At 55.2% G+C, this 13743-nt stretch carries 12 protein-coding genes; 3 read left to right on the top strand and 9 right to left on the bottom strand.

Annotation, left to right across the window (positions count from 1 at the left end; genetic code table 11):
• Window positions 1–119 precede the first annotated feature (119 nt).
• Window positions 120–2183 (bottom strand): methyl-accepting chemotaxis protein, encoded by a 2064-nt coding sequence (locus tag IV91_RS0105365; protein WP_051862129.1) that lies wholly within the window; start codon window positions 2181–2183, stop codon window positions 120–122.
• Window positions 2184–2367: 184 nt separating this feature from the next.
• On the opposite strand from IV91_RS0105365, the gene IV91_RS0105360 reads away from it, so the two are divergent.
• Complete coding sequence (locus IV91_RS0105360; protein ID WP_051862127.1) at window positions 2368–3165, top strand: uracil-DNA glycosylase; 798 nt, start codon at window positions 2368–2370, stop codon at window positions 3163–3165.
• Here IV91_RS0105360 and glk read toward each other — a convergent pair.
• The gene (gene glk / locus IV91_RS0105355) at window positions 3123–4106 is read right to left on the bottom strand and encodes a glucokinase (RefSeq protein WP_031596635.1); all 984 of its coding nucleotides are present in this window, start codon (window positions 4104–4106) and stop codon (window positions 3123–3125) included. The two genes, IV91_RS0105360 and glk, sit on opposite strands and share 43 nt — an antisense overlap.
• Window positions 4107–4199: 93 nt before the next feature.
• Between glk and IV91_RS0105350 the strand changes: the two genes are divergently transcribed.
• Together IV91_RS0105350 and IV91_RS0105345 are read left to right on the top strand one after the other, a co-directional pair.
• Entirely contained in the window at window positions 4200–4454 is a 255-nt protein-coding gene (locus tag IV91_RS0105350) for an AbrB/MazE/SpoVT family DNA-binding domain-containing protein (RefSeq protein WP_031596633.1), read from the top strand.
• Window positions 4451–4846 (top strand): type II toxin-antitoxin system VapC family toxin, encoded by a 396-nt coding sequence (locus IV91_RS0105345; RefSeq protein ID WP_197456367.1) that lies wholly within the window; start codon window positions 4451–4453, stop codon window positions 4844–4846. Before IV91_RS0105350 ends, IV91_RS0105345 begins: the two co-directional genes overlap by 4 nt.
• 147 nt (window positions 4847–4993) lie before the next feature.
• Here the strand turns inward: IV91_RS0105345 and IV91_RS0105340 are convergent, their stop codons facing one another.
• The 7 genes from IV91_RS0105340 to IV91_RS0105310 all read right to left on the bottom strand — a co-directional run bounded on the left by IV91_RS0105340 (window position 4994) and on the right by IV91_RS0105310 (window position 13254).
• The gene (locus IV91_RS0105340) at window positions 4994–5695 is read right to left on the bottom strand and encodes a c-type cytochrome (RefSeq protein WP_031596630.1); all 702 of its coding nucleotides are present in this window, start codon (window positions 5693–5695) and stop codon (window positions 4994–4996) included.
• 12 nt (window positions 5696–5707) lie between these two features.
• On the bottom strand, window positions 5708–7180 hold the full coding sequence (locus IV91_RS0105335) for a hypothetical protein (protein WP_031596628.1): 1473 nt from the start codon (window positions 7178–7180) through the stop codon (window positions 5708–5710).
• Window positions 7181–7416: 236 nt separating this feature from the next.
• Window positions 7417–9408, bottom strand: a complete 1992-nt coding sequence (tkt, locus tag IV91_RS0105330) for a transketolase (protein WP_031596626.1) — start codon at window positions 9406–9408, stop codon at window positions 7417–7419.
• Window positions 9409–9465: 57 nt separating this feature from the next.
• Window positions 9466–10530, bottom strand: coding sequence for a class II fructose-bisphosphate aldolase (gene fba, locus IV91_RS0105325; RefSeq protein ID WP_031596625.1), 1065 nt, complete (start codon window positions 10528–10530; stop codon window positions 9466–9468).
• 26 nt (window positions 10531–10556) lie between these two features.
• Window positions 10557–11270: an HAD-IA family hydrolase gene (locus IV91_RS0105320; protein ID WP_031596624.1), complete on the bottom strand. Its 714-nt coding sequence runs from the start codon at window positions 11268–11270 to the stop codon at window positions 10557–10559.
• Entirely contained in the window at window positions 11270–12148 is an 879-nt protein-coding gene (locus IV91_RS0105315; RefSeq protein WP_031596623.1) for a phosphoribulokinase, read from the bottom strand. The genes IV91_RS0105320 and IV91_RS0105315 overlap by 1 nt, the downstream gene beginning before the upstream one ends.
• A gap of 38 nt (window positions 12149–12186) precedes the next feature.
• Window positions 12187–13254 (bottom strand): class 1 fructose-bisphosphatase, encoded by a 1068-nt coding sequence (locus tag IV91_RS0105310; protein WP_031596622.1) that lies wholly within the window; start codon window positions 13252–13254, stop codon window positions 12187–12189.
• Between the last annotated feature and the right edge of the window lie 489 nt (window positions 13255–13743).

The raw sequence follows: 13743 nt of genomic DNA, 5'->3' as shown, positions 1-13743 counted from the left end.
CTCCAAGGCTTCAACGGACATAGGACGCCCAATCAAATACCCATGCACTATTGATCACAAGCTTCCACTTCGCATTTTTTTCATGGGACTCAGACAGGGATTCGATTGGCCTTTTCTCGTTAAGTCTTGAAGGTACGGGTTTGCAGATCCATTTCCCGAACCAATGCGGACAATACCCGTTCGGCTTCTTCGATGGTCTGGACCACCACGGCATTTCGCTCGGCCCCCTGGGCAATCTGTTCGATGCGATTCGCCACTTCCCGCCCCTCTGTGCTTTGGGACTGGACAGCGGCGACGATATCCCCGACCCCGGCCATGATCTTTTCCGAACTTTGGGCAATATCATCAATGGTGCTGCCCGCTTTTTCTGCCATTTTTTCACCGAACCGCACCTTGTCCACCGCCAACTGGATGCGCGCGATGGCTTCCTTGGTTCCTTCGCCAATATCCTTGGAAACCTTGCCGATCAAAGCCCCACTCTGGGCGCTCTGCCCCGCTAACTTGCGGACCTCATCCGCCACCACGGCAAACCCCCTGCCTTGTTCGCCCGCCCGAGCCGCCTCGATGGCTGCATTGAGCGCCAACAGATTGGTCTGGTCCGCAATCTCCTTGATGGCGTTCACCAACTCGGTAATCTGTCCCGCGCGCTCACCCAACTGACGCACCGATTCGGAAGCCTGTAACACCTCATGGCTGATGGACCCCATATTGTCCACCACTTGCTCCACGATGTCCTTGGCCCCGGACAGGGACCCCGCTGAAAGTTTCTCCACCATGCGCGCATTGTCCGCCGTGGCATCGATACTGGTGGACATTTCTTCTACGCTGGCTGCCGCCGCCTGTGCCGCCTCCGACTGCCGGGTAGATACCTCCGAGGCCACCTGGACAGCCTGATTCATCTGGCGCGTACTTCCGCTGATGTTGCGCGCCGTGGCGCTGATTTGATCGATCACCGCCCCCATCAATACTTTGGTGGATTGAATTTCGCAAAGCAATCGACCGGTCTCGTCCCGCCCTGAAATATCCACCATGCGACTGAAATCGCCATCCACGATTTCTTCCAGATGGGTGGAAACCTCATTCAGGGGAGCCGACACAAAGCGCCGGGCGACCCAACCAAAAATGAAGAAGAGCAAGATTTGCAACACCACTTGGGTCGTCACCATCAGGAAGGTGATCAAATACAGCCGATGAAAGTTTTCTGACAAGTCGATGGTCAGATCAGAAGCTCCATTGGACGACCCGACTTCCACCACATGACAATTCAGACAATCCGTTTCATGAAAATTATGGCTTTCGATGTAAGGGGTAATGACGCGCATCAGAGGATGCCCATCTACCCAACGAATGGCCGCATAGGGCAACGACTTGCCCGCCTTGACGGAATTTTCGATGGTCTGTTTGATCAAAGGGTCATCCAGATGCTCTTCCGGCAATCCAGGGCCAAACTGGTTCACCACCTGGGGCGTACGCACCAGTCTCAGGGCCGTGAGTTGCTGCCCCTCGATGATCTTTTTGATCATCAACTGGCGGTTATGGGGATCGGTAATGGCCCCCGTGACCATCAACATATTGGCACTGTCGATGACCTGCATCGCCACTCCGTGTCCCTTTCCTGCCGCATCGTCGATGATGGCTTTACGCAGTTGCTGATAGGCCACCACGGTGGCCGTCGTCAGCAAGACAAGGAGAACCGGCTGAACGGCCACTTGCATCTTGATCCGGATGGGGAGCCGGGCAAACCAGCGCCGCAATGAAAATCTCTGGGCCGGAGGATGCTCGGGGTACTGACGATAGAGCGCCTCGGCTGCACTCACTTCTTCACGGGAAGGCTTACGCCGCAGGGACAGGTAACCCACCACTTGCCCTTGACGAAAAATCGGGGACACAGTGGCCCGTACCCAATAGTGGTCACCACTTTTGGCCCGGTTCTTGACGATGCCCCGCCATGGATAACCGGCCTTGATGGTCTTCCACAAGTCCTCGAAAGCCCAACACGGCATATCCGGATGACGCACCGAATTATGACTGATGCCCACCAGTTCGGCTCGGGTAAAACCGGATATCTCAACAAAGGTATCATTGACCTCAGTGACGATCCCTTTGAGATCCGTGCGGGTGATAAACACATAAGAAGCGGGGTAATCAATCTCCCGTTGCGTCACGGGGCCATTGTTTTTCATGAATATTCCCTATTTGAACCTTGATCTGCACCCATACCCGTACTATCGGATGATCCAACCCAAACTTGAGGGGTTTACCCACAATCTGTAGCATACCTGTAACATACCTCTCCTGTCTCTGTACAAAAACAGCACTTTCCTGCCTCAATTCTCCCCTTCACTCCCTTTCCAAAATCCTGCCGCAGTGCGACAATCCTCCCTCGCCAGGGGAATCATCGATGCCTTCACCTGCCAACTTCTTTTTTCAGCAACCTGTTCTCTCAACCATTCCAGGCCGGACGTGACCCTGACCCCTTTTCTCGACCTTTTGCACGCACGAATCTCCAGTTCCACTGTTTTCAACCCCTGGCGAGACACAGACCCCCTCAATGACGCCAGTCCGGCGGCACCGCAGCACCGCCTCTCCCATCTGACCCGCTATCTGGAGGAACGCCGGAACCGGGCGCACTGGATCCTGATTGCTGAAGCGCCCGGTTACCAGGGGGCCAAGTTTTCCGGTTGTGCGATGACCAGTGAACGACGCTTGCTCGAAGACGCGGGCAGCCAGAACGCCGCCCCGACCCAGCGCTTTTTTTCAGGGAAAAAATTCCGTACCAGTGGGACGTTACTTTCCAATGGCCGACAAAATCCCGCAGGGGCTCTGGAACCTACCGCGACCATGGTCTGGAACACGATGCTGGGACTCGGCCACAGCCATGATTTTGTCCTGTGGAATGCCTTTGCCTGGCATCCCCATCACCCGCTCAGCCCCCTCACCAACCGTACCCCCACGGATGCGGAACTGGAGTCGGGCAAGGAGACCCTCAGGGCCTTTCTGGCCTTATTCCCTCAAGGCCACCTCGTTGCCATCGGACGCAAGAGTCAGGCAACCCTGGCTTCCCTTGGGATAAGCGCCCACCCGGTGCGCCACCCCGCCAACGGGGGAGGCAGGTTATTCCATCAGCAAATGCGCGAACTTCTGGCTGCCAGCGCCAATCCGTAAAGGGCCACCTGGTCCGTCAGAATGACCTGTACCGGCATGGCTTCCAGCAGGGGGCGCATGCGCCCCTTATCCACGAAAGACTCCAGAAAACCGGGTTGGCGTAGCAGGGGCAAGATTTTGGGGGCAATCCCTCCCCCTACATACACCCCTCCCCGACTCATCACTTTGAGCGCCAGATTGCCTGCCTCTGCGCCATACAAACGGACGAACCAATGCATCAATTCCACGCACAGCGGATCCGTAGCTTCCAGTGCCGCCTGCGCCAATACCGCGCCTGCGGAGGCTCCCTCCAAAGCCGCCTGTAACCAGGCGGGGATTGAAGAATGTTCATGGGCCCGCAAAAACTCGTGAAGTTCAGGCAGGGCCATCCCCGAGACCACCCGTTCCCAACTGACATGGCCATGGCGCGCCTGAAGAAATCGCCAGAGCGCTATTTCCCGCTCCGTACGGGGGGCAAAAGAAGTATGTCCTCCCTCCGTGGCGAAGGGGTGAAAGCGGGTTCCATCCCAATGAATGCCTGCCTCACCCAACCCCGTCCCCGCTGCAATCACCGCGCGATTCCCTTCAGAGGGCACCCCTTCCTGCAAGGAAAAAAGTTCATCCCCCCTCAAGGCAGGCAACCCCCAGGCCACGGCTTCCAGATCATTGAGCAGAATGCACTGGACCCCGAAGCGTTGGCGTAGCGCTGCACTCTCCACCACCCAGGGCAGGTTGGTCACCTGTGCGCGCTGCCTGGAAACCGGGCCCGCCACCCCCAGAGCAATCCCTTCCACCGGGAAACCCACCTGGGTGACGTATTCTTCCAGCACGAGTTCCAAGGTGGCGTAGTGCAAACTGGGGTACGTCCGTACCTCCGTCAGCACCACCACCGTACCCTCCCCCTCGGCCAAGGCCAGGCGCGTTTTGGTTCCGCCAATATCCCCCACCAGAATTCGTTTCATCGCTCTCCCACCCTTAAATCATCCACGAATTGATTTTATCGGATCCTGATCGTATCATGCCATTATCAACATAAAATGACACATGGAGAGATAATGACACAAATCGCCGTTCAAGTGTCCCAGGGAGGCAGAATTGTCATCCCGGCAGATATCCGCCTAAAAATGGGAGTGAACATCGGGGATCAGGTTTTATTGAACTGGTCGGAGGAAGTCCGCGAGTTGCGTATTGCCACGCGCAAACAACGCCTGGAAAATGCACTAAACTTGGTCAAATGCCATGCTCAGGCGTCTGATCACGTTGTGGACAGTTTCCTGCGCGAACGCAAACTTTCCAGTCAAGATGAATGATGAATAAGGTGGTACTGGATGCCTCGGCGGTCCTGGCTTATCTGTTTTCTGAAGCCGGAGCGGATCAAGTGCTGCCTATCCTTGAAACAGGATCGGGTTTGATTTCCGCGGTAAATTACGCCGAACTGGTCAGCAAACTGATGGATCAAGGCATGCCTACAGATATTGTCCATGAAACGTTATTCAATCTGGAACTGGAAGTCGTCCCCTACGATACGGCACAAGCGTTTCAAACCGGGGCATTGCGCCTACCCGGAAAAGCCTTGGGATTATCCTTGGGTGACCGCGCCTGTCTGGCGCTGGGGACGATCATGAAATTACCCATACTTACAGCGGACCGAGTTTGGAAAAATCTGTTACTACCCATAGAAATCATCATCATACGCGCTTAAAACAGGCAAACCAAGTGCGGTCAGATCCAGTTTTCGCAAGGCCAACAAGCGTGAGGTATTGAGTGGAAAAAGAATGAAAAATGCCCCGCCGAAGCGGGGCAAAGATACAACCTTTTTGCCCCCCATTAAAGCGGGGGCGGTGATATTTTAGCGCAGTGACTGCACGTAGGCGGCCATGGCGCGTTTTTGTTCCTTGGTCAGAGCACTGGCCACCATTTCCATCACACCACCGGTGGGCCGCTCAAGCGCAGAATCCGGCACATTTTCCTTGCCATCCGAGGTCTTGGCATCGCGATCGAACACATTCAACTGTTTGTACACGTAGTTGGCATGTTGTCCCGCCAGGCGTGGGATCACCCCATTGCCTTCTCCACTGGAACCGTGACAGCCCATACAGGCAGGCACGCCCTTGTCCAGCAACCCTTCGTTGAAAATCTTCTGGCCTTCGGCGATCAAGGCAGCATTGCCGTGGGCGGGGTTGGGCAGAGGTTTCTGGTTGGAGTAGAACGTGGCCAACTCATCGATCTGCTTGGGCGTAAAGTTACGGGCGATCCCCCACATCATCTGCTGGGCAGCGGGATCCTTCCGGGTCTTTTCATGGAACGCCGTCATTTGAGCAACCAGGTAATCCTTCTGCTGACCCGCCAGATTCGGGAAGGTCGGGTTGACGGAATTACCGTTGACAGAGTTTCCAATGTTGCCGTGACAGACCGAACACACCTGCTGAGCCAGCGTATTGCCGGTTACGTTCGGGTTCCCCAGATTCCGGCTCTTGGTGATGCCGGTGGAACAAGCCCCCAGCGCCAGTGACAAGGCGGAAAGGGTCAGAATGGTCTTAACATTTTTCATATTCATCCCCTATTAATAAATGAACCCGACGTACAGCATGGAGGTATTGAAGTTCGCTGGGCTGAACTTCGGACCACCTACCCCAAAGGTAACATTGCTTCCGCTATTCACCCCACCCATCTCGGTGTAGAAAGTGTACATATACCCGATACGCAGATTCTGGTAAGGTTGCCAGAAAATATTGGGGGTCCAGGACCTCCAGTTAGGACTACCCGTAGCCGAATAGGCCCCAGTAGCAGGATTGAGAGCAGTACCAGCACCGTAGAGCCCAGCATCATTGGACCCTGTGGCACTGGCGTAACTCAACTGAGCCCCGTACTTAGCTTCATAAACATAGGTAGCATCAATATAGGTTTCGGTTAAATTATCCGTTGCATTAGTTGCAAACAATCCTTCCCAATTCGCTTGCCCAGGGGTGTTATTCATCAATTCACGGGTTACCCGAGCATGGGCGGCAAAGTAATGGGGATCGAGGACATATTGGTACTGTGCATCCAAACCGACGTCATGATAAGCGCTGGCAGGTCCACCTGGAAGTGAGTTAGTAGCCGCTGGTGCACCATAAAGAGGCGTCCCATAAACATAGGACATCATCCCATGAATCCCGGCTTCGAAACTGTTGGCGCCCCATTCCTTGTTGTAGGCAAAGCGGAAGTAGGGAGAAGGCTCCAGCAGTGAAGTCACCGCAGTATTTCCGACCGAGGTGGTTCCTGCGGTCAGCATCGAGAAGGGACCGTGGGTGGGTGACTTGTAAACCGCCAGTTCACCGTACCAGGTCTTGTCCTTGAAGAAATAGCCCCCTACCCCCACAGCCGCATGTTGAGAAGACTCTCCCATCATGTAGGTAGTTGGTGCTAGGGGACCACCCGGATTGAAATAATTGATCCAGCCCGATTCCCAGGCGCCAAAGTTGTTCCAGACATCGGACATCATAGCGCGGTTGTTGATATACGCCCCCAGAATCAGATCGCTATTGGGAGTTACTGTACGATCAGCATAACGGAATTCCGTATTGTCGATCGCCGCAGCGTTATAACCTACTTGAGATCCTGATTGCAAATTGGCGTATTTCTGCCCGGTCCATTGCATGAAGGCCCCGAAGTTGTCAGTGATCTTGCCGCCGGCAAACAGACTCACCACCTGCAGATCGGCTGATGATGAGGGCGTACCTTGTCCTGCACGAGTATTGTTGTAGTACTGCTTCGCACCCTGCACCATGATGGCCACAGGCGGATAGTCATTCTGAACTTCCAGACCGTCCAGATTGGGGCGGTTGCCCATGGTGTAACCGGTCAATTTGAACATACGACCGAGTGAAGTCAGTTGCGGGAACATGCCCCCAACGTGACAGGCCACGCACTTAAAGCCGGTTTGCCGAGCAAAGACCGGAATGGCATTGGCGTCCATGGATACCACCACAGATGCCGTGCCCAGCAGCAACAGGGCTGAGCCCTTTGCCTTTCCAAGCAGGTTGGATACCTTCATTCTGAAACCCCCTATGTTTTTCTGTAGGAACCGAGTTGGTGCATCACGCCCCGAAATGGAGCGATTTGCGCCAGGTCAAAAATTAACACCGGCTTAATGGGTCTGTAAATAGTTTTGTAACAATTGGTAAGAAAAAATTCGTGGCGTTGTTTAATTACAACAACCCGTCCGAGAGCACAATAAAAACGGCCTTCCCCTTGGGAGGGAAGGCCGTTTTTTTGGACGTGCGTTTTGGTTTAGAGAACGCTCTTGACCGTGGCGGCCACCTTGTCGGCGGTCAGACCAAAGTACTTGAACAGGGCACCGGCGGGGGCGGATTCCCCGAAGGTATCGATACCCACCACGGCACTACAGCCATACTTCCACCACAGCGCCGTACAACCCGCTTCCACCGCCACCTTGGGCACATGTTTGGGCAGAACGGAGGCGTGGTACTCGGCGTCCTGCCGGTCAAAGACCGAGGTGGAGGGCATGGATACCACCCGTACGGCGATGCCTTCTGCTGCCAGAAGTTTTTGCGCTTCCACGGCCAACCCCACTTCCGAACCGGTGGCGATGAGAATGGCCTGCGCCGCTCCGTCGGCTTCCTTCAGAACATAGCCCCCCTTGCTGATCTCGATGATCTGCTCAGGCATACGGGTCTGGAACGGCAGGTTTTGACGGCTAAAAATCAGGGAACTGGGTCCATCCTTGCGACGGATAGCCGCATCCCAGGAAACCGCCGTTTCCGTGGTATCACAGGGACGCCAGACATCCATGTGCGGGATCAGACGCAAACTGGACACATGCTCGATGGATTGGTGCGTCGGACCATCTTCCCCCAGGCCGATGGAATCGTGGGTGAACACGAAGATACTGCGAATCCGCATCAGCGAGGCCATGCGCAGGGCATTGCGACTGTAATCCGAGAAGGTCAGGAAAGTGCCGCCATAGGGGATGAACCCGCCATGCAGGGCCAACCCGTTGAGGATGGCGCTCATGCCGAACTCCCGCACCCCGTAACTCAGGTAATTTCCGGGGGTGGTGGCATTCATCGGCTTGCTGCCACTCCAGTTGGTCAGGTTGGATCCCGTCAAGTCCGCCGATCCCCCAAAGAACTCGGGCAGGGCGGGACTCAAGGCTTCCAGGGTATTCTGACTGGCCTTGCGGGTGGCGATGCTTTCTGCCTTGTCCCGACACTTGGCCACGAATTCCAGTGCTGCCCGTTCGAAGTTGGCAGGCAGATCCCCCTTCATGCGGCGCGTGAACTCTGCCGCTTCGCTGGGGTAGGCCGCCTGGTAGGCCGCAAAACGCTGGTTCCATTCAGCCTCCTGAGCCTGCCCGCGGGCTTTGGCATCCCATGCCGCATAAACTTCCGCAGGAATTTCAAAGGGACCATAATTCCAGCCGAGCATCTTTCTGGTCGCGGCGATTTCCTCATTGCCCAAGGCGGCACCATGCACATCGTGGGTTCCCTGCTTGTTGGGACTGCCCTTGCCGATGATGGTCTTGCAGCAAATCAGGGTGGGCTTGGTACTGGTTTTGGCGGCCTCGATGGCCTTCGATACCGCCTCCACATCATGTCCATCGATGGGCCGAACCACGTTCCAGCCATAGGCTGCAAATCGTCCAGGTACATCTTCCGAAAACCAGGGTTCTACATGACCATCGATGGAGATGCCATTATCATCCCAGAAGGCGATGAGTTTATTCAGCCCCAACGTCCCTGCCAGCGAGCAGGCTTCATGGCTGATCCCTTCCATCAGACAACCATCCCCCATGAATACGTAGGTATGATGATCCACAATGGTGTGACCTGGCTTGTTGAACTGTTCTCTCAACAGGCGTTCGGCCAAGGCAAAGCCCACCGCATTGGTGACGCCTTGACCCAGGGGGCCGGTGGTAGTTTCCACCCCCACGGTGATGCCATACTCCGGGTGTCCAGGGGTCTTGCTGTGCAATTGGCGAAAAGCCTTGAGTTCGTCCATGGGCAGATCGTAGCCCGTGAGGTGCAACAAGGCATAGAGCAGCATGGAAGCATGACCATTGGACAAGACGAAACGGTCACGGTCCGCCCAATGAGGGTTGGTGGGATTATGTCTCAAATGCTGTCCCCATAGGGCCACGGACATTTCTGCCATGCCCATGGGCGCACCGGGGTGGCCGGAATTGGCTTTTTGCACCGCATCCATCGCCAGTGCGCGAATGGCATTGGCCATCGTTGCCGTGGAGGTTGTACCTTGCGTCATGATGAAATCTCTTGTCGATAAGTTTAGGATAGAAAAAGGGTTTGGCGCGCCGGGGTCTTAACGCACCTGGGGCTTGAGTTCGCCCTTGGCATAACGATCCCCCATGACTTCCAGAGAGATCGGCTTGATCTTGCTGGCTTGTCCGGCACTGCCAAAGGCTTCGAAGCGGGCCTTGCAGATACCCATGGCGGCCTTGCGGGCTTCGGCCAGGAACTTGCGCGGATCGAATTCTTCGGGCTTCTTGAACATGAGTTGACGCATGGCTCCGGTCATGGCCAAACGGATATCGGTGTCGATGTTGACCTTGCGCACGCCATACTTGATGGCTTCGACAATTTCTTCCACGGGCACGCCATAGGTTTCCTTGATGGTTCCACCGTTGGCACGGATGATCTCGAGCCAGTCCTGGGGAACGGAGGAAGAGCCGTGCATGACCAGATGGGTGTTGGGAATCCGGGCATGGATTTCCTTCACGCGCCAAATGGCCAAGGTATCGCCTGTGGGCGCCTTGGTGAATTTGTAGGCTCCATGGCTGGTTCCGATGGCGATGGCCAGAGCGTCCACTTCCGTTTGACGAACGAAGTCCGCTGCCTGTTCGGGGTCGGTCAACAACTGATCATGGCTCAACTTGTCATCGGAGCCGTGTCCATCCTCTTCCCCCATCATGCCGGATTCCAGGGAACCCAGACAACCCAGTTCACCTTCCACCGAAACGCCCACGGCATGAGCCATTTCCACCACGCGGCGTGTGGTGCCGACGTTGTACTCGAAACTGGAGGGAGTTTTCATGTCTTCCATCAGGGATCCGTCCATCATCACGCTGGAAAAACCGGAGCGGATGGAACGTTGACATACCACAGGGCTGGCCCCATGGTCCTGATGCATGCACACGGGAATATCGGGATACATTTCCACAGCGCCTTCAATCAACTTGCGCAGGAAAGGTTCACCGGCATATTTACGGGCACCGGCGGAACCTTGCATGATGACGGGACTGTTGGTGGCTGCGGCGGCTTCCATGATGGCCTGGATCTGTTCCAGGTTATTCACGTTGAAAGCAGGCAAACCGTAACCGTGTTCGGCGGCGTGATCGAGCAACTGACGCAGGGAAATGAGAGCCATGATGTATCCTCGGAATATGGATGGGGTTAGATGGAGGGTGAAGCCAGTGGAGGACGTACCCCCAACTGTTGAAGCAGTTCCGGAAAACTGTCCAGCACACGGTCAGGGTTGGCCATGGCTATGGGTTCTCCGTGATTATATCCATGATTGAACGCCCAGATTGTTACACCGGCACGGCGCGCGGCCTGAACGTCGTTGCTGGAGTCCCCCACAAAAAGTGCGTCCTGTGCGCTTAACCCCGCATCCACCAGGGCTTTTTGGAGCGGCTGAGGACTGGGTTTTCCTTCCGGGGTATCTCCGCCTCCCACCAAAATGTCGATGGCCTGGGCCAGACCCTGACTGTCCAGCAAACGTTGGGACAAGTCCCGATCCTTGTTGGTCACAACGGCCAGTTGGCAACCTGCCGCACGCAGGATTTCCAAAGCCTCGGATGCCCCAGGGTAAGGCCGGCTATGAACGCCGGTCAGGTCATGGTAGACCTGCAGAAAGCGCGGATAAAACTGGTCATACACCTGTGACGCTCGTTCTTTGTCCTGCCCCGTCACCTGTTGCGACACGGTTGCAAACAACCAGGCAGTGCCTTTTCCAATCCACTCCCGAATCAACTCCGGGGGCAAAGAATCAAAACCTGCCTCGGCCAAAGTTTGATTCACGGAGTGGGCAATTTCCATGGCGGTATCCACCAGGGTGCCATCCAGATCGAACATGATCAGGCGCGGCAGGGGAACTCCCTGTGCCATCAGCAGGCAGCCTTACGTTTGTAATCGATCATCTTGAGAATCATGGGCGTGAAAATCAATTGCATGGCCAGACCCATTTTGCCACCAGGAACCACCAACGTATTGGGACGGGTCATCATGGCATCGTGCAACATGGACAGCAGATAAGGAAAATCAATGCCGTGGGGATCAGAAAAGCGGATCACCACCATGCTTTCATCCGGACTGGGAATGTCATTGGCAATGAAAGGATTGGAGGTATCCACCGTGGGCACACGCTGAAAGTTGACATGGGTGCGCGAAAACTGGGGACAGATGTGGTTGACGTAATCGGGCATGCGGCGCAGGATCACATCCATGACGGCTTCCTGAGAATAGCCCCGCAATTTCTGGTCACGATGGAGTTTTTGAATCCACTCCAGATTGATGATGGGCACCACGCCCACCAACAGATCCACCTGGGCCGCCACATTGATCTTGTCGTCGGCATAGCCCCCATGCAGCCCTTCGTAAAACATCAGATCGGTACCCGGCTCGACGTCCTGCCAGGGGATGAAGGTACCCGGTTCCTGCTTGTAGGGAGCCGCTTCACCGGCATCGTGCAGATATTTACGGACTTTACCCAACCCGGTGGCACCATAGGTCTTGAACAGGGTCTCCAACTCTTCGAGAAGATTGGCCTCGGGACCAAAGTGGCTGAAATTACGATTGCCCTTGTCTTCCCGTTCTTTCATCTGCGCTTTCATTTCGGCGCGATTGTAACGGTGAAAGGAATCGCCTTCCACCAATTGGGCCGTAACCTTCTCGCGGCGGAAAATATGTTTGAAACTGTTCATCACGGTGGTGGTACCAGCACCGGAAGAGCCCGTCACGGCAATGATGGGATGTTTGCGGGACATGATCGATGACCTCTTGTGCAATTATATTGTAAAGTTTCTCAAGCCCGGAACAGACCACGCTCGCTGAACAGCGGGGAAGAAAAGGGTTCTCCCTTTCCTTCGTCGTGTTCCTGATGATACTGGATCACCCGTGCCACCTCGTGACTCGACCCCAGAATGACCGCAATGCGTTGGTGAATCTGGGTGGGCACCACTTCCATGATGCGTTCCCGTCCGGTGCTGGAAAGCCCCCCCGCCTGTTCCACAATCATGCTCATGGGATTGGCTTCGTACAGGAGACGCAGACGACCCGGTTTCAAAGGTTCCTTGGTGTCCTTTGGATACAGAAATATCCCGCCACGAATCAGGATACGGTGCACTTCCGCCACCATGGAAGCAATCCAGCGCATGTTGAAGTCACGCTCGCGCACGCCCGTCTTGCCCGCCTTGCATTCGCTGATGTAACGGATGACCGGGGGTTCCCAGAAACGTTCGTTGGAGGTATTGATGGCAAATTCGTTGGTATCCGCCGGAATCTGAATGTCCGGATGGGTCAGAATAAAATTGCCCACTTCCCGATCCAGGGTAAAGCCATGAGTTCCTTTGCCCACCGTGATGACCAGCAAAGTTGCCGGGCCATACAGTGCATACCCCGCCGCCACCTGTTCGGTTCCGGGCTTGAGGTAATCCTGCATCTCGGGTTCTTTCCCATCAGGGGCACGGAGAATCGAGAAAATAGAACCCACCGAAACGTTGCCGTCGATGTTGGATGAACCATCCAGGGGATCAAAAATCGCCAGAAAGGGTCCGCGCTTATGCGGTGCGCGCACGGGAAAGGGATCATCCATCTCCTCCGAGGCGACCCCGGCCACCAATCCACCCAATTCGAAGGTGTTCACAAACGCCGTATTGGACAGGACATCCAGTTTTTTCTGGGTCTCGCCCTGCACGTTGGTGGTATCCATGCTGCCTGTTGCGCCGCCCAACGCCCCTTTGGAACTCAGGGCAGAAATGGCTTTCACCGCAGCAGCCACATCCACCAGCAAGGCGGCCAAATCGGCTCCATCCTTGGTTCCGCTGACATTTTCAATCAAATACTTGGATAAGGTCTTGCGCCCCAGATGCATGGTATATTCTCTCCGTCAATCAAGCGTTGCCGCATTATTTTAGCCCTCGAGAGACCCAGAAACACAGGATTTCCCCGAGGATTTATGGTTTTCTGTCGATGATATCCCGAATCCAGTATAAGAAACCCTAAGTATTTTTTATCTGGATCATAAGAAATGTTTAACATTCAGGATTCATCGTCCCATAACCGTAGTATGACGCAACTTTATCGCGTTGCACAACTCCGATACGCTTCAACAAACAAAAGAGCCGGGATTTCCCGGCTCTTTGTGTTCTTTCGGCTCCCCTCACCGGGGTACGGAGGCAAAGGTCATTTATGCCATACTGAATTGTCCAGCATAAAAATGAGAATGGCCGGTCCTACGATTCCAATGATTTCCATCCATGTAACGCTCATCGCAACCCCCTCGTCTCGTTGTCTGCGCTCTGATGGTACCGCTCCCCTGAGCATGTCCGGCGCATGGTTGAAAGATAAGGGAGATACAATG

The organism is Ferrovum myxofaciens, from assembly GCF_000735045.1.
Taxonomy (GTDB): Bacteria; Pseudomonadota; Gammaproteobacteria; order Burkholderiales; family Ferrovaceae; genus Ferrovum; species Ferrovum myxofaciens.
This window is presented reverse-complemented; position numbering and strand designations above follow the sequence as displayed.

Bases quoted from the DNA above. Each gene is read 5' to 3' on its own strand.
- IV91_RS0105365 (WP_051862129.1), bottom strand. From the start codon at position 2,183: ATGAAAAACAATGGCCCCGTGACGCAACGGGAGATTGATTACCCCGCT.
- glk (WP_031596635.1), bottom strand. From the start codon at position 4,106: ATGAAACGAATTCTGGTGGGGGATATTGGCGGAACCAAAACGCGCCTG.
- IV91_RS0105350 (WP_031596633.1), top strand. From the start codon at position 4,200: ATGACACAAATCGCCGTTCAAGTGTCCCAGGGAGGCAGAATTGTCATC.
- IV91_RS0105345 (WP_197456367.1), top strand. From the start codon at position 4,451: ATGATGAATAAGGTGGTACTGGATGCCTCGGCGGTCCTGGCTTATCTG.
- IV91_RS0105340 (WP_031596630.1), bottom strand. From the start codon at position 5,695: ATGAAAAATGTTAAGACCATTCTGACCCTTTCCGCCTTGTCACTGGCG.
- IV91_RS0105335 (WP_031596628.1), bottom strand. From the start codon at position 7,180: ATGAAGGTATCCAACCTGCTTGGAAAGGCAAAGGGCTCAGCCCTGTTG.
- tkt (WP_031596626.1), bottom strand. From the start codon at position 9,408: ATGACGCAAGGTACAACCTCCACGGCAACGATGGCCAATGCCATTCGC.
- fba (WP_031596625.1), bottom strand. From the start codon at position 10,530: ATGGCTCTCATTTCCCTGCGTCAGTTGCTCGATCACGCCGCCGAACAC.
- IV91_RS0105320 (WP_031596624.1), bottom strand. From the start codon at position 11,270: ATGGCACAGGGAGTTCCCCTGCCGCGCCTGATCATGTTCGATCTGGAT.
- IV91_RS0105315 (WP_031596623.1), bottom strand. From the start codon at position 12,148: ATGTCCCGCAAACATCCCATCATTGCCGTGACGGGCTCTTCCGGTGCT.
- IV91_RS0105310 (WP_031596622.1), bottom strand. From the start codon at position 13,254: ATGCATCTGGGGCGCAAGACCTTATCCAAGTATTTGATTGAAAATGTC.